This window comes from Thalassospira xianhensis MCCC 1A02616, assembly GCF_003326475.1.
GTDB classification, from domain to species: Bacteria; Pseudomonadota; Alphaproteobacteria; order Rhodospirillales; family Thalassospiraceae; genus Thalassospira; species Thalassospira xianhensis.
On the sequence record NZ_JPWA01000050.1, the window covers coordinates 1 to 16,157 of the forward strand.

At 56.9% G+C, this 16,157-nt stretch carries 15 protein-coding genes and 1 riboswitch; of the genes, 6 read left to right on the forward strand and 9 right to left on the reverse strand.

Annotation, left to right across the window (positions count from 1 at the left end):
* Both TH5_RS23460 and thiC read left to right on the forward strand, forming a co-directional pair.
* On the forward strand, positions 1 to 675 hold a 675-nt coding region (locus TH5_RS23460), incomplete at its 5' end, for a cation diffusion facilitator family transporter (protein WP_114123902.1).
* A gap of 62 nt (positions 676 to 737) precedes the next feature.
* Positions 738 to 853: riboswitch (TPP riboswitch) on the forward strand.
* Between the two features lie 130 nt (positions 854 to 983).
* Positions 984 to 2,795, forward strand: a complete 1,812-nt coding sequence (thiC, locus tag TH5_RS23465; RefSeq protein WP_114123903.1) for a phosphomethylpyrimidine synthase ThiC — start codon at positions 984 to 986, stop codon at positions 2,793 to 2,795.
* A gap of 64 nt (positions 2,796 to 2,859) precedes the next feature.
* Here the strand turns inward: thiC and TH5_RS23470 are convergent, their stop codons facing one another.
* The 6 genes from TH5_RS23470 to TH5_RS23495 all read right to left on the reverse strand — a co-directional run bounded on the left by TH5_RS23470 (position 2,860) and on the right by TH5_RS23495 (position 8,193).
* Positions 2,860 to 3,624, reverse strand: coding sequence for a PhoH family protein (locus tag TH5_RS23470; RefSeq protein WP_062953226.1), 765 nt, complete (start codon positions 3,622 to 3,624; stop codon positions 2,860 to 2,862).
* Between the two features lie 349 nt (positions 3,625 to 3,973).
* Complete coding sequence (gene arsJ / locus TH5_RS23475) at positions 3,974 to 5,194, reverse strand: organoarsenical effux MFS transporter ArsJ (protein ID WP_114123904.1); 1,221 nt, start codon at positions 5,192 to 5,194, stop codon at positions 3,974 to 3,976.
* A gap of 10 nt (positions 5,195 to 5,204) precedes the next feature.
* Positions 5,205 to 6,221 (reverse strand): ArsJ-associated glyceraldehyde-3-phosphate dehydrogenase, encoded by a 1,017-nt coding sequence (locus tag TH5_RS23480; RefSeq protein ID WP_114123905.1) that lies wholly within the window; start codon positions 6,219 to 6,221, stop codon positions 5,205 to 5,207.
* Positions 6,218 to 7,267 (reverse strand): ACR3 family arsenite efflux transporter, encoded by a 1,050-nt coding sequence (gene arsB / locus TH5_RS23485; protein WP_114123923.1) that lies wholly within the window; start codon positions 7,265 to 7,267, stop codon positions 6,218 to 6,220. Before arsB ends, TH5_RS23480 begins: the two co-directional genes overlap by 4 nt.
* Positions 7,268 to 7,296: 29 nt before the next feature.
* Positions 7,297 to 7,815: an arsenate reductase ArsC gene (locus TH5_RS23490; protein ID WP_114123906.1), complete on the reverse strand. Its 519-nt coding sequence runs from the start codon at positions 7,813 to 7,815 to the stop codon at positions 7,297 to 7,299.
* 36 nt (positions 7,816 to 7,851) lie between these two features.
* Positions 7,852 to 8,193, reverse strand: a complete 342-nt coding sequence (locus tag TH5_RS23495; protein WP_114123907.1) for an ArsR/SmtB family transcription factor — start codon at positions 8,191 to 8,193, stop codon at positions 7,852 to 7,854.
* Between the two features lie 121 nt (positions 8,194 to 8,314).
* Here TH5_RS23495 and TH5_RS23500 point away from each other — a divergent pair, with 121 nt between their 5' ends.
* The 3 genes from TH5_RS23500 to TH5_RS23510 all read left to right on the forward strand — a co-directional run bounded on the left by TH5_RS23500 (position 8,315) and on the right by TH5_RS23510 (position 11,421).
* Entirely contained in the window at positions 8,315 to 8,632 is a 318-nt protein-coding gene (locus TH5_RS23500; protein WP_114123908.1) for an ArsR/SmtB family transcription factor, read from the forward strand.
* A gap of 48 nt (positions 8,633 to 8,680) precedes the next feature.
* Complete coding sequence (locus TH5_RS23505) at positions 8,681 to 9,715, forward strand: permease (protein WP_114123909.1); 1,035 nt, start codon at positions 8,681 to 8,683, stop codon at positions 9,713 to 9,715.
* A gap of 110 nt (positions 9,716 to 9,825) precedes the next feature.
* Positions 9,826 to 11,421 carry a peptide chain release factor 3 gene (locus TH5_RS23510; RefSeq protein WP_114123910.1) on the forward strand — a complete coding sequence of 532 codons (1,596 nt, stop codon included), beginning with the start codon at positions 9,826 to 9,828 and terminating at the stop codon, positions 11,419 to 11,421.
* Between the two features lie 78 nt (positions 11,422 to 11,499).
* Here the strand turns inward: TH5_RS23510 and TH5_RS23515 are convergent, their stop codons facing one another.
* The 3 genes from TH5_RS23515 to TH5_RS23525 form a co-directional block, all read right to left on the reverse strand.
* Positions 11,500 to 11,826 (reverse strand): AzlD family protein, encoded by a 327-nt coding sequence (locus TH5_RS23515; RefSeq protein WP_114123911.1) that lies wholly within the window; start codon positions 11,824 to 11,826, stop codon positions 11,500 to 11,502.
* Positions 11,823 to 12,623 carry an AzlC family ABC transporter permease gene (locus TH5_RS23520; RefSeq protein ID WP_114123924.1) on the reverse strand — a complete coding sequence of 267 codons (801 nt, stop codon included), beginning with the start codon at positions 12,621 to 12,623 and terminating at the stop codon, positions 11,823 to 11,825. The genes TH5_RS23515 and TH5_RS23520 overlap by 4 nt, the downstream gene beginning before the upstream one ends.
* Before the next feature lie 187 nt (positions 12,624 to 12,810).
* Positions 12,811 to 13,704, reverse strand: a complete 894-nt coding sequence (locus tag TH5_RS23525) for an AraC family transcriptional regulator (protein WP_114123912.1) — start codon at positions 13,702 to 13,704, stop codon at positions 12,811 to 12,813.
* 345 nt (positions 13,705 to 14,049) lie between these two features.
* Between TH5_RS23525 and TH5_RS23535 the strand changes: the two genes are divergently transcribed.
* A complete protein-coding gene (locus TH5_RS23535) occupies positions 14,050 to 16,149 on the forward strand; it encodes a methyl-accepting chemotaxis protein (RefSeq protein ID WP_114123914.1) in 2,100 nt (699 codons plus the stop codon).
* Positions 16,150 to 16,157 lie beyond the last annotated feature (8 nt).

The window sequence follows — 16,157 nt, forward strand, 5'->3', positions numbered from 1 at the left end:
GCGGAGCCGCAGCCGATCCGGTTTGCGGTTGAAGGCGTGTGGATCATGGCAGTATCGCTTGTCATGACTGTCGGGCTGGTGCTGCTGCAACGAAAAGCCGTGCGGATGTCGGGTTCGGTCGCCGTGGATGCGGATTCGTTGCATTACAGCAGTGACATCCTTGCCAATCTTGCGGTGATTGTTGCCCTTCTGGCCGGTTTTTCCGGTTTCAACTGGGCCGATCCGGCGATTGGCGGCATGGTTGCGCTTTTCCTGCTTTATTCCGCGGTCAAGGTCGGGCGCAATTCGGTTTCGGTCCTGATGGATCAGGAATTGCCGGAATCAGACAGTCAGAGGATCATCGAACTGACGATGAAAAACGCGTCCGTGATCGGCATTCACCGTCTGCGCACCCGGTCATCAGGTGTGCATCGCTTTGCCGAGATCGAACTGATCATGGATGGCGGGATGCTGATGCGGGAATCGCACACCATTTGCCATCAGGTGATGGACAGCATCCGGGCGGAATATCCCGATCTGGATATCACGATCCATCCCGAACCGCCCGAAGACATCCATCTTGATGAGTTTAGCGGTTATACCGAAGACCCGGAATTCTGGCATACGGGCCGGGCGCGCAAGGCCGGTCAGGACAGTATTCCGGCGTCAAATGGCGAGCTGGCGACGGGTCGCTGATCTTTTGATGCGTCGGGCCGTGTCCGCCGATTGACATCCCCCGCATAACTTGCAACCCTGCAATCGATCACCTGGGGAGCCCCGACAAGGGGCTGAGAAACTGCTGGCTTTGCAGCGCAGTGACCCTTTGAACCTGATCCAGTTCATACTGGCGTAGGGATGGTGCGGATGCCGGCATATTTACCTGTTTTGGCACTGTGGGTACGCCCCGTTTGTCATGGCGGGTTTCCCATTCCCGGTCGGCATTTTTCATCAGCAGCCTCTCGCAGAACTGGGTCTCCATTGCCTTGATTGCAAAGGGGCCTTTTATGTCTGTTCCATCTACCAAAACCGATGTCACAACCGGGCCGTTGCCCGCATCGCGCAAAATCCATATTGCCGGATCGCACTTTCCTGATATTCGCGTGCCGATGCGCGAAATTGCGGTGCATCCCACAGCGGGCGAACCGCCGATCAAGGTTTATGACCCGTCGGGGCCTTATACCGACCCGGATGCCATGGTCGATATTGCCAAGGGGCTGCCAAGATTGCGCCGAAGCTGGATCGCGGCGCGTTCCGATACCGAACGATATGCCGGGCGGGATATCAAACCCGAAGATAACGGCTTTGTCGGAAGTGAAAGTCATGCGGTTCCGGCATTTCCGCAACGTCATGCACCGTTGCGCGCGATTGGCGGGCGGGCGGTAACACAGCTGGCCTATGCCCGGGCCGGGATCATTACCGCAGAAATGGAATATGTCGCGATCCGTGAAAATCTGGGCCGGGCGGAAATGCGGGCCAATGCCGAATGCGACGGCGAGGCATTCGGGGCGGTGATCCCCGACAATGTAACCCCCGAATTTGTGCGGGATGAAATTGCACGGGGGCGCGCGATCATCCCGGCCAATATCAACCATCCCGAAGCCGAACCGATGATCATCGGGCGGAATTTCCTGGTGAAGATCAATGCCAATATTGGCAATTCGGCGGTGACATCATCAATGGCCGAAGAGGTTGAAAAGATGGTCTGGGCGACGCGATGGGGCGCGGATACGGTCATGGATCTGTCGACCGGGCGCAATATCCACAATATCCGTGACTGGATCATCCGCAATTCACCCGTGCCCATCGGGACGGTGCCGATCTATCAGGCGCTGGAAAAGGTTGGCGGGATTGCCGAGGACCTGACATGGGAAATATTCCGCGACACATTGATCGAGCAGGCCGAACAGGGGGTGGATTATTTCACCATCCATGCCGGATTGCGGTTGCATCACATCCCGTTAACCGTGGACCGGGTGACCGGCATCGTGTCGCGGGGCGGGTCGATCATGGCGAAGTGGTGCCTGCATCATCATCGCGAAAGTTTCCTGTATGAGCATTTCGCCGAGATTTGCGACATCTGCCGGGCGTATGACGTTTCCTTTTCGCTGGGCGATGGATTGCGCCCTGGATCAATTGCCGATGCCAATGATGCCGCCCAGTTTGCCGAACTCGAAACGCTTGGGGAATTGACGCGCATCGCGTGGGATCACGATTGCCAGGTGATGATCGAGGGGCCGGGCCATGTACCGATGCATAAAATCCGTGAAAACATGGACAAGCAATTGTCGATCTGCGGCGAAGCGCCGTTTTATACGCTTGGGCCGCTAACCACCGATATTGCGCCGGGTTATGATCACATTACGTCCGGCATCGGGGCGGCGATGATCGGCTGGTTCGGGACGGCGATGCTGTGTTATGTGACGCCCAAGGAACATCTGGGACTGCCGGATCGGGATGATGTGAAGACCGGGGTGATTACCTATAAAATTGCCGCCCATGCCGCCGATCTTGCCAAGGGGCACCCGGCGGCGAAGGCTCGTGATGATGCGCTTTCACGTGCGCGGTTTGAATTCCGCTGGGAAGATCAGTTCAACCTGTCGCTGGACCCGGAAACAGCACGGGCGTTTCATGATCAGACTCTACCGAAAGAGGCACACAAGGTGGCGCATTTCTGTTCGATGTGCGGGCCGAAATTCTGTTCGATGCGGATATCGCATGAAATCCGGGCCGATGTGCAGAAGGAAGGTATGGCAGCGATGGCGGAGAAATACCGTGACGGCGGTGATCTTTACATGACGCTTGATCAAGGCGATTAAACCACGAAAATGGCGGGCCCGGTGACGGACCCGCCTTCTTCTTTTAGTTTGCCGTGCCGAAAGGTTAAAGGACGGTCAGCATGCTGGCGACCAGCGGATGACGGACGATGTCCTTGTCCGCGAGTTTGACGCAGGCGATGTCTTCGACATTTTCAAGACGGTCCGACATTTCAGACAGACCGGACATTTCCGGCAGAAGGTCGGTCTGATCCGGGTCGCCGGTCAGGATCATGGTTGAATTCCAGCCAAGGCGGGTGACCAGCATCTTGAGCTGCCCATAGGTGCAGTTCTGGGCCTCGTCGATCACGACGAAGGCGTTGTTGAGCGTACGGCCACGCATATAGCCAATCGGCGCGATTTCAATCGTGCCGTCCGACAGATACTGCCGCAGGCGTTTGGCGCCGAGGCGGTCATTGAGCGCGTCATAAAGCGGGCGAAGGTAGGGGGCCATTTTGGCTTCGACATCGCCGGGCAGGAAGCCGATATTTTCCCCGGCTTCGACCGCGGGACGGGCCAGAACGATGCGGCCGATTTCGCCGTTATCAAGGGCTTCGACGGCTTTGGAAACTGCGATAAAGGTTTTCCCGGTTCCGGCCGGGCCAAGTGCAAGGATGAGGTTGAAGGCGTCGATTGCTTCCATCAGGGCCGCCTGGTTTTCGCTTTTGGGGCGAATGTGGCGGCGGAAGCTTTGATCGCGTTGGCCGTTCTGGGGGGCGTCACCCTGACCGTTCAAGGGATGCCAGTTTGACTTGTCACCGTCAAACAGCTCGTGAACGTTGGTATCTGCCTGCTGCGGACGGCTACGACGGCGTGCTGCGCGCTTACCCATAAGTCACCTCATCAATTGTGCCAATAAAGCAAAACGCGCCATTCCATCATGGAAAGGCGCGCATTCAATTTTCATCTTGCGATGGAAGTGGCGGGTGGGTTCTCCGCCGTTCGCAGCAGCATGTTGCATCTGCGATCCGGGGGGCGAAAAATTCCGTTTTACAACGTGCTCTCGCGTCACTCGGGAACCCCTCCTTCGGTCCAGTTCTTGACCGTACTTTGGAATCGTACCCCTACATCCTGTGTTTTGTCACTGTTTTTTATCGGATTAAATTTAAGTGAAATCGGAAACTGAGTCTTTTCAGCGATTTATCCCGCATCTGCGAGATAACTTTTTTCTAATGCAGCCCCTAAGACGTTGCTGATTGGTGTTTTGGCAGGCCAAAACTGATCATCCAGCCGATCAGAAGGAACGCGGACGAGACGGCCAGACAGCCGACCAGACCGCCATACATATAGGTCAGTCCCGACAGGATGGTTCCGGCCAGCCGTCCGACAGCATTGGACATGTAATAGAAGCCGACATTCATCGCGACCCTGTCGCCATCGGCATAGGCAAGGATCAGATAGGAATGCAGCGATGAATTGACCGCAAAGACCAGCCCGAAGATCATTAATCCACCCAGAACGGCGATTTCGGGCGAGATATCAAACTGCACGGCGGCCGCAATGCCTGCGGTCACGATGATCAGGGCGAAAATCCACAGACGCGCACTTTGACCATCGGGGGTATGCGTACCCGCGCGCAGGATTTTCGGCGCAATCGTCTGGATGAAACCATAGCCGATCACCCAAAGCGCCATATAGGTGCCGACCTCGATATGGCCCCATCCGAGGTGTGTCGCCAGAAAGACCGGCAATCCGACGACAAACCAGATATCGCGCGATCCAAACAGGAACATGCGGGCGGCTGACAGGATATTGATCTTGCGATCCCTGGAAAAGACTTCGCGGAATTTGGGTTTCGGTTTGTTGGCCGGGGCAGCCATTTCGGGACCAATGGACAGGGCCACTGCAATCAGGATGATGGTCAGCCCGGTTGCCATCGAAAGCAAAGCCCCGCCAAAGCCAAGCCACGCCAGAAGCGCCCCGCCCATGAAAAAACCGGCCCCTTTGAGCGCGTTTTTTGATCCGGTCAGAAGGGCAACCCAGCGAAACAGCGCGCCGTTTGCATTTTCGGGTACCAGAACCCTGATCGCCGACTTGCTCGACATTTTGGTCAGGTCCTTGGCCACCCCCGATGCGGCCTGCAGGCCCATGACATAGGCAACCGATATCCATGGCAGCCAGTTTTCACTGGTCAAAGACAGGGCGGAAAGGGCTGCGATCTGGGTGATCAGGCCGGCAAACAGGGTAAAGCGCAGGCCGCGTGCCTGTGCCAGCCAGCCGCCAACCAGATTGGTGACGATCCCGGCACATTCATAAAGGACAAACAGAAGGGCGATTTCAAAGGCGGAATATCCCAGCGCATTGAAATGCAGCAGAACCAGCATGCGCAATGCCCCGTCCGTCAGGGTGAAACCCCAATAGGCGGATGTGACAAGGGCATAGTTGCGAATGGCGGATGACATTAAAAGAACCCTACAGGCTTTGCGCGACCTTGGCGGCCAGATCAACCATCCGGCAGACATAGCCCCATTCATTGTCATACCAGGCGAGGATTTTGACCTGCCGTTTGTCGATCACCATGGTTGATCCGGCATCGATGATCGAGGAGCGCGGGTCGTTCAGGTAATCGCAACTGACCAGCGGACGTTCCTCGTATCCGAGAATCCCGGCAAGATAGGTTTCCGAAGCGGTGCGCAGCAGGCCATTGACGGTTTCGACATCGGTGTCGCAGGCGACCTCGAACACGCAATCGGTCAGCGATGCGTTGAGCAACGGCACGCGCACGGCAATGCCGTTCAGCTTTCCGGCCAGTTCCGGATAGATCATGGTGATCGCGGTGGCCGAGCCGGTGCTGGTCGGGATCAGCGATTGCAGGCTGGACCGGGCGCGGCGCAGATCCCTGTGCGGCAGGTCAACCACGGTTTGCGTGTTGGTCACGTCATGAATGGTGGTGATCGATCCATGCACGATACCGAGTTTTTCGTGGATGACCCTGACCACCGGGGCAAGGCAGTTTGTCGTGCAGCTTGCCGCGGTCAGCAGATGATGGATCGCCGGATCATAAAGATCGTCATTCACGCCATAAACGATGTTAAGTGCGCCTTCCTTGACCGGGGCGGCGACGATGACCTTTTTCACCCCCTGATCAAAATAGGGCTGAAGCGTTTCGGAGGTTTTGAATTTGCCGGTGCATTCCAGAACGATGTCGCAGCCCAGCCCGACCCAATCGGTATCGCCCGGCGTGGCATTTTCCGAAAAGGACAGGGTGGTTTGGCCATCAATGACAACCGCATCATCAATGCAGGTCACCGTATGATCCCAGCGTCCGTGCACGGAATCGAATTCCAGCAGGTGGGCGGCGGTTTTTGCCCCGCCGCTGATTTCATTGATATGGACAAACTCAAGGCCGGGATGGCCCCAGCCCGCGCGCAGGGCAAGGCGGCCCATGCGGCCAAAGCCGTTGATGCCGATACGGATTTTGCGGCTCATTTCGAGGACTCCGGAATTCGGGTGGTATCAGATGCCGGAAACCAGTGGTGCGACCGGTTGGCAATCGCTACCAGTGACAGCATGACGGGAACTTCGACCAGAACGCCGACAACGGTGGCAAGGGCCGCACCCGATGAAAAACCAAACAGGCCAATCGCGGTGGCGACCGCCAGTTCAAAGAAGTTCGATGCCCCGATCATCGCCGACGGGGCGGCAATGCGATGTTCAACACCCAGAAACTTGTTCGCGCCATAGGCAATCGCGGCAATGAAATAGGTTTGCAGAATGATCGGCACGGCCAGCATGGCAATGATCAGCGGCTGGGCGATGATCTGTTTACCCTGAAAGGCAAACAGCAATACCAGCGTTGCCAGAAGGGCCGCCATGGAAACCGGTGCCAGTCTGACCTCGAACCGTTTCAGCCGATCAGCGCCACCCTGCAAAACGCGGTTGCGGATCGCCTGACCGGCGATCAGCGGAATGACGATAAAGGCAATGACCGAAATCGTCAGGGTTTCCCACGGCACAGTAATCGCGGAAATGCCCAGCAGCAGAGCGACAATCGGGGCAAAGGCGAAAATCATCACCGTGTCATTAAGCGCGACCTGACTAAGCGTGAAATTCGCATCACCGCGTGTCAGATGCGACCAGACAAAGACCATCGCGGTGCAAGGTGCTGCCCCCAGCAGGATCAGCCCGGCGATATAGCTTTCGATTTCGGTTTCCGGCAGGAACGGGCGAAAGACGATGCCGATAAACAGCCAGCCAAGGGCCGCCATGGTAAATGGCTTGATCAGCCAGTTGACGCCGAGCGTCACACCGATGCCGCGCCATTGGCGGCCGACTTCGTGCAGGGCATGAAAATCGACCTTCATCAGCATCGGCACGATCATCAGCCAGATCAGAACCGTCACTGGCAGATTGATTTCATAGGCCGTCAGGCCGCCGATCATCTGAAAGATATCGGGGAACAGTTCACCAAGGCCGATGCCGACGATGATGCTGGCGGCAACCCAGATCGTCAGATAGCGTTCAAAAATTCCCATCGGGGCAGTGTCAGGGCTGGTCGTCATATTCAGGCACTTTCGTTTTCGGGCAATTCCGTTTTGCCGATATCGTCGAGTTTGCGTTGCAGCGACATCCGGTCAAGGGATGCGAAAGGCAGGCTTGTGAAAATCGAAATCCGGTTGCGCAGCATGCGATAGGCATCGGCAAAGGCAAGGCGGATTTCCGCCTCGTTCCCGGTGGCACCTGCCGGATCGGGCACGCCCCAATGGGCGGTCATCGGCGAGCCGGGGAAAATCGGGCAGCTTTCCTTTGCCGTCTGGTCGCAGACCGTAAAGACGAAATCGAATTTGATCGTGTCCTGCCCAGAATAGACTTCCATCGGTTTGGACGAAAAGACCGCCGGATCATGGCCGAGGCTTTTCAGAAGATCGATTGTATAGGGATGCAGATGGCCGCGCGGATGCGCCCCGGCGCTATAGGCGTGGAAATGATCGTGTCCTTCGCGGTTCAGGATGGCCTCGGCCATGATGGAACGCGCGGAGTTTCCCTGACACAGGAACAGGATATTATAGGTACCGCCAGCCATAATGATGTCTCCGTGCGGTTATGCCGGTTTGGCGTTTCAGCAACAGGTCGAGGTCGATGTTTTGCCGGGAACCGCGATACCGCAAAGTTCCGGGCGGCCCTGACAGCAATCATCGGCAAGAAACCCCAGAAGATCGCGCATCACATCGGGGACGATCCGATAAATGATCGACCGGCCATTGCGTTGCGATGTGATCAGTCCGGCCTGGCTTAGAACCGACAGATGGGTCGACATGGTGTTGTGCGGGACCGCAAGGCTGCGGGCGAGATCGCCTGCTGCCATGCCGTCCTCGCCCACGCGCACCAGAAGCCTGAATGCCGCCAGACGGTGTTCCTGTGCCAGTGCGCCAAGGGCGCTGATTGCTGTATTTATTTCCATATGTCTGGAAATATCGACATATTATACCGAAGTCAAATGACAAGTTTGCGACATCCGTTTTGCCGACCGGGCGTTCAGAAAAAAGATGACAAAACTAGTTTTATAGTTATATTATCTGCCCATGAGAGATACCGACAATATTGCAATGGCCTTTGCCGCCCTTGGTCATTCTGCCCGGCTGCGGATTTTCCGCCTGCTGGTGCGGGCTGGTGCGACGGGCCTGAACATTGGCGAGATTGGCCGACATACCGGATTGCCAGCATCGACATTGGCACATCATCTTGGTGCGCTAGTGCAGGCCGGTCTGGTCTGGCAGGAACGCCACGGGCGCGAAACGGTCAATCATGCGGATGTCGTGGCGATTCGCGATGTGCTTGATGCGCTGATTGCGGAATGTTGCATCGGTGTGGATGCCGAAGAAAAAGAGGACGCGGTCTAGTCGCCTCTTTTTTTGGGTCAATATAACTATTATTCTAGGTATATAGATATGACTGAAATTGCACTGACACTGCGCCGTGTCGCCAGATCGGGCAAATCCCTTGACCGTGTCTGGATCAGCGTTGGCGCGATCCTTCTGGCGATTGGCATTTTTGTGCCTCATCAGCTTGGGCCGAGTATCGGCTTTACCATTGATCAGCTGCTGTCGGTTGCGCCGTTCCTGATGGCGTCGGTTGTGATTGCGGCATGGGCCGGTGCGACCGGGGCGGATAGCCTGATTGCGCGCGCCTTTACCGGGCAGCCGGTTGCGATGGTGTTGATGGCATCCGCGTTTGGTGCGCTGTCGCCGTTTTGTTCCTGCGGGGTCATTCCGCTGATTGCGGCCTTGCTGTCGATGGGGGTGCCGTTGGCACCGGTCATGGCGTTCTGGCTGGCATCGCCAGTGATTGATCCGGGGATGTTTGCATTGACCGCAGGCACCATCGGGATGGATTTTGCCATTGGCAAGACCGTGGCTGCGATCGGGATCGGCCTTATGGGCGGGTTTGCAACATTGTGGTTGTCGCGAATGGGGTTCCTTAGCGATCCGTTACGCGACGGTGTGGGCAATGGCGGTTGCGGCGGGGCCAAAATGCGGACGCCCAAACCGCCGGTATGGGCTTTCTGGCGGGAAAGCGACCGTGTGACGAAATTTCGCCGCGACGGGGTTAAAACCGCACTGTTTCTTGGTAAATGGCTGGCGCTGGCCTTTTTGCTTGAAAGCCTGATGCTGATTTATGTTCCGGCTGAAGCGGTGTCGGCTGCGGTTGGCGGGGATGGCATTCTGCCGATCCTGATTGCGACATTTGTCGGCGTTCCTGCCTATCTGAACGGTTACGCCGCCCTGCCGCTGGTCGGGGGACTGATCGGGCAGGGGATGCAACCCGGTGCTGGCATGGCGTTTCTGGTGGCGGGTGGTGTTTCATCGCTGCCAGCGGCGATTGCGGTTTTTGCGCTGATCAAGAAACCGGTTTTTGCCCTGTATCTTGTCTATGCCCTGATCGGATCGTTTGTTGCGGGGCTGGTGTTTCAGCTTGTGATATGAAACCGGACGTTCTTGTCCGTTCATGTCCGATATGACGATTTCGGGATGGCGCGCGCTGTAAAAATCAGTACAGTGCGCGCCAACCCGAAATCATGATCAATGGATGAACCATGCCGACGATCGACGAGCAGGTATCGCGCCGCCGTACCTTTGCCATCATTGCCCACCCGGATGCGGGTAAAACGACACTGACCGAGAAGTTGCTGCTTTTCGGGGGTGCCATTCAGATGGCCGGTGCGGTGAAGGCGAAAAAGGAACAGCGTGGCGCGCGTTCGGACTTCATGAAGATCGAACAGGATCGCGGTATTTCGGTGTCATCCGCCGTGATGACGTTCGAGTTCGAAAAGAACATCTTCAACCTGCTTGATACGCCGGGCCACGAAGACTTCTCCGAAGATACATATCGCGTTCTGACCGCAGTTGATTCCGCCGTCATGGTGATTGACGGTGCGAAGGGGATCGAGGCCCAGACGCGCAAGCTGTTTGAGGTCTGCCGTCTGCGCGACGTGCCGATCACGACCTTTGTTAACAAGCTTGACCGTGAGGCACGTGATTCGTTCGAACTGATTGATCAGATCGAACAGGATCTTGCCCTTGATGTATCACCGGTGACATGGCCGATCGGGTCGGGCCGTGATTTCCATGGCTGTTACGATCTGGTCAATGATCAGCTTCTGTTCATGGAAAAAGGCGGCAATGTCGTCAAGGAAGCCATTCCGATCAAAGGGCTTGATGATCCGAAGCTTGATGAGCTGATCCCGGACTATCTTCTGGAGAAGCTGCGTGAAGAAGTCGAAATGGTGCGCGAAATCTGCCCGCCATTTGATTTGCAAAGCTATCGCGAGGGGCATCTGACGCCGGTTTTCTTTGGGTCGGCGGTCAATAACTTTGGCGTGCGTGAATTGCTGCGCGGAATTGGCGATATCGCGCCGACCCCGCGCCCGCAGGAAGCGGCAACGCGGCTGGTCGAGGCGGCCGAGCCAAAGGTTTCGGGCTTTGTGTTCAAGGTGCAGGCCAATATAGACCCCAACCATCGCGACCGCATCGCCTTCATCCGCCTGTGTTCCGGCCATTTCAAACGTGGCATGAAATTGAAGCATGTGCGCGCAGGCAAACAGATGGCGGTGCATAACCCGATGCTGTTCTTTGCCAATGAACGCGACATTGCCGAAGAAGCATGGCCGGGCGATATCATCGGCATTCCGAACCACGGCACATTGCGCATCGGTGATACCCTGACCGAGGGTGAAGACCTTCGTTTCCGGGGTGTTCCGGCCTTTGCCCCGGAATTGCTGCAGAAGGTACGCCTTGATGATCCGCTGAAAGGCAAACATCTTCAGCGCGCGCTGGAGCAGCTTGCCGAAGAAGGCGCATCACAGGTGTTCAAGCCGATGATGGGGGCGGACTGGATCGTTGGTGTGGTCGGGCAGCTTCAGTTCGAGGTTCTGAAAGAACGCATTTCTGCCGAATACGGCATCAAGGTGCATTTCGAACCGACACCGGCCTATGCCGCGCGCTGGGTGATTGGCAGCGATCCGCTGGAAATCAAGAAATTTCGCGATGCCAACCAGTCAGCCCTGTTCGAGGATCACGACGAAACGCTGGTCTTTATCGCGCGCAATGCCTGGCATCTTGAAACCACGCAACGCGATTGGCCAAACCTGAAATTCGAAGCGACGCGCGAACAGAATATGGTTGCGGCGTAAAGCCACCAGCAATCACGATTAAAAAGGCCGCCCGGAGAATTTCGGGCGGCCTTTTTGTTTGTCTGTTGTGGTGTGTGGTCAGCCGAGGAAATACCGCCCTGCGGCGACAAGCACCATGCCTGCGACCATGGCGGCAAACAGGTTGCGCACGACAATCATCGTGATGACGGTGGCGACGGCACCGGCTATACCAATCGCACCGGCAGATAATGCGCTTGGCACCCAGACGGAAATCAGCACAGCACCCGGCAGGCGTTCAAGAACATGGGCCCAACGGCCCTGTTGAGGCAGGCGGTCAGCCATTAGAAGACCGCCAAGGCGCATGCCATAGGTAACAATCGCCATGCCGAGAATGGTCAGGACAGAGGCGGTGCTGAAAGTGGTCAGATCGGGGAAGCTCATCATTTGCCGGCCTCCGTCGAATAGGTGCCTTCAGGGGCGCCATAGGTATCTGCTGCTATTTCAGGCGCGATTTCGGATTTTGGTGCTGTGTCGTCCATGTCTTCGCGCCATGTCAGGGCGGCAACCACAACCCCGGCCCCTGCACCGGCAAGGATCGACCATGTGCCGGGCAATGTGTAATGCCCGATCAGTGATCCGATGGCGGCTGCCAGCCACGGCAGAAGATCAACCCGGCCCTTCCACATGCCGACCGTGAGTGCCGCAAAGACCGCGGTAAAGGCGAAATCAAGCGCATAGACATTCGGGTCGGGTATGCCCCCGCCCAGCAGATATCCGATGGTGTTGCCCGTCGCCCAGACAATGCCAAGAAAAATCCCGCCGCCCAGCAGGAAGCCCGGATTGGCAAGGTTTTCCTGCGTCATGGTGACGGCCCAGTTTTCATCAGCGACCATATGCATGCCGCAGATTTTGACCCAGAGCGGACGACCGCGAAAGACGGGGCGCAGCGATGCACCAATCAGGACATAGCGCAGATTGATCACGGCGGTGGCGACAATGATCGTCACACTTGGGATGGTTTCGCGCCACAGATCGACCGAAACGAATTGAGCCGATCCGGCGAAGACCGTGAGGCTCATGAACAGAAGTTCGCCCAGCGACAGGCCGCGCTGGGTGGCGAGCACGCCAAGCACCGCGCCAAAGATCATGGTACTGGGCAGCAGGGGCAGACAGGCGATGGCGCCGCGTCTTATGGTATCGGCATCGAAATGCCGTATCGGGGCGGATTGGGGGCGAGACATCTTGTGCGTTTCCGTTTCAGTCTTTTCATTTTGATCGCCGATGGCGATGGGGACGACGGTGACGATGGGCACGATTGGTGGTGGGCGAGGAGCCTGTCCTTAATTTAAGACAGTTCCAAACAGGAATATTGGACGATATTGCTGTTTCGCAATCTTGGCCCAAGGCGATGCGGGATGAAGCGATGGCCTAGCGGGGTTTTTTGGCTGCGGGGGCGAGGCCTGCAATGAAGGCGCCGGGGCTGACACCCCACATGGTTTTGAAATGCCGGTTCAGATGGCTTTGATCGGCATAGCCGGTGGCAGCCGCGACATCGGCAATGCCAAAGCCATCAAACAGCATCCGTTTTGCCCGGCGCAGGCGCATGTGATTGAAATAGGTGTGCGGTGGCAATCCGGTGGCGTGGCGGAACACGCGGAGCAAGTGAAAACGGCTTAGCCCGGTCAGGGTGGCGAGTTCATCGAGCGATATATTGGCATCAAGGTGATCGGCCATATAGTCAATGATGGCGCGCACGCGTTTGTCTTCCGATCCCGGTTGATAGGAAAATGGCGGTGCATCGGCATGGCGGAGCGCCAGACGTGCGGCACTGTATAAGAGCTGGCTGTCGCGTTCGAGCTGGCCGGTTGATTGGCCAAGGTCGGGGCGGAACATGCGGTGCAGGGATTGCAGTTGCAGATGCAGTTCCGGGTCATCGACCACATGATTGCCAAAAAACGGCAGGCCGGTGCTGTTGGGGGACAGTTCGGCCACCAGATCACCAAAGACTTCGGGCGCGATGAACATGATCTGATACTGGTAGCCGTCATCGCAGGCCGGACCCCCGTCATGGACCTGCATCGGGTTCATCATCAGCAACTGACCGCGTTTTGCGACATAGTTGGTACCGCCGGTCATGAATTGTTCGGCCCCGTTCAGGATGGTGCCGAACGCATAATAATCGTGGCTGTGTTTGGGGAATGAAAAGCGTTTGTAATCGGCTTCGAACAGATCAATGCCATCCGCCGCGCGCCAGTGGCGGGCGATTTCCCGATGTCGGTCGGGTGCGCTGTGCGCAGGATTGGGTCGAACTGCATTGGCCATGGGGCAAGTATAATCACTCGGTTGCCGTTCGGCTTGCATATTCTTGCTGTTTAATCGGGTGGTTTTCCGGGGCTGCATTCCTTGCCTGCGAATCGATAAACAGGTCACGGATTCTGCCGTTTTTGGCCTCTGACATACGCATAGGGCCGGCTTGTGCAATGGTATAAGGCGGGTTCGGTTGGCTTATTTTGCAACGCAGCAAATGTTCGAATGAACATTCGAACGTCCTCATCTGTGCGAATTCGAATAGACAAATGGGGATTTCATCTAACTGTTACAAAAACGACGCGAAAGCCGGGTTATTGATCGCGGAAATGTCCCACATTCCGGATCATTGGAGATCCCATGTTTCTCGATCGTATTCGCATTGGCTATCGCATTTTTGCGGGCTTTCTTGTGCTTGTCGTCATGCTGCTAGGGTTAAGCGCCCTGTCATCCTGGTATCTGCTGGGCTTTGGCGGGCATGCTGATCGTATTGCAAAAAGCACCCAGCTTGTCGGGCTTGCAAACGAATACGCATTGAAGCTTGAACGACTGTCGAATCAGGTTCTTCTGTTTGCGCAGACGGTTGACCCGATGGATCGCGAAGGTATTTCGACCATCCGTGAAAGTGCCGAAGCCAGCGGTGCGGCCCTGATCAATCAGCTTCGTGACGAGGGTGACAGCGCAAAGGCAGACGCGCTTGAAAGCCTTAATGCGGAATATATCGCAACGCTTGAGCCGCTTGTCCTGCGGGCAGAAAACCTGACGGCGGCGTCCGATACCATGTTGCTTGGTGCCCATCAGCTTGGCAAATCGGCGGGCGAACTGGTTGATTTCATCACCAAACGCGATCCGGCACTTGCCGAAAAATATGCCGACAAGCTTGGTTCGGCGAACCTCAGTGCCATCGTCAACAGCCTGCAATATGCGATCCTGCGCACCCCGGAATCGCTTGATGCGGCGCGCACGGAAACCTCGACCCTGACCGACCTTCAGGAAGAAATCAAAAATTCGGTTGATGGATTGAAACGCGCTGACAAGAAGCTGTTTTCCTATGCGGTGCGCGACAATGACCTGTTGAAGCAGGGAGCGAACCAGCTTGAAGGTTCCATCGGTGGCTTCCGCCAATCAATGGATGATTTCAAGTCAGCCGTCCGTGAAGTGCAGGCGATCACCCAGAATATCCGCGAGGAAGCCGTGGCGGGTCAGAACATGCTGGTCGAGGCGGCGCATAGTGAATCTGAAAACAAGGCGATCACCAATATGGTGGTGGCCGGGATCGGTGCGCTGATCGCGTTTGGTCTGGCGATTACGATTGCGCTTAGCATCCTGCGTCCGTTGCGTCGGGTGAATGGCGATATGACGCGGTTGAGCGAAAACAACACCGATATCGATCTGGTCGATTTCAATCGCGGTGATGAATTTGGTGCGATGTCGCGCACGGTTGCGATCTTCCGCGAAAATGCGCTTAAGATCGAGCAGATGGCCGAGGAACGCATCGCCCTTCAGCGCGAGGAAGAAGAAAAACGTCGCGCATCACTGGGGGCGATGGCCGAAACCATCGAAGGCGAGACCGCCGGGCTTGTGCAATCCGTCACCCATCAGGTCACAAGGATGCGCGAAGCGGTGGGCGAGGTTGCCGCCGCCGCCGAACGTGTGACAGGCCAGACCGAAATGGCGACCAGTGCCGCCGAGCAAAGCCAGTCGCACGCCCATTCGATCAGCGAGGCGGCAACGCGGCTTTCCGATGCCATCGGATCGATTGCCAACCGGGTTGACCGGCAGCGCGCCATTGCCCAGAACGCGGTGGGATCGACGCAGCAATCCGCCGAGGCGGTCGATGACCTTCGCGAAGTGGCGACCAGTATCGAGCAGATTGTCGATCTGATCCGTGGGATTGCGGGGCAGACCAACCTTTTGGCTCTTAATGCGACCATCGAGGCGGCACGTGCGGGCGAAGCGGGCAAAGGCTTTGCCGTGGTCGCGGCCGAGGTCAAGAACCTTGCAGGTCAAACCGCGCAGGCAACCGAGCAGATCACAGCCCATGTCAGTGCGATGGGCAATGTGACGGATCGTTGTGTTCGGTCGATGGAAGATGTCGGTGTGACCGTGCGCGACATGATGTCGATTTCCGAAGAAGTGGCAGGTGATGTTGAACATCAGCGCCGCGAGACCGAGGAAATCAGCCTTGCGATTGCATCGGCCAGTGATGCGGCGCTTCATGTCAGCAATGCCATCCACGAGGTATCGCGCGATATTGAGGTGACGCGGAAACTGAGCATCGATCTGACACGTCGGGCGGACGAGGTTGATCGTAATGTGACCGAGCTTTCCGGGTCGCTTGACCGGGCGGTGGAATCCGCCGCGAGTGATGAAAGTCGTGCTGATGGGGATGATGGCGAGATGGACGAGGCGTCCAATCTTGTTGATTTCCCGGCGCAATATATTCGCGGGGCTGCCTGATCCGGCTT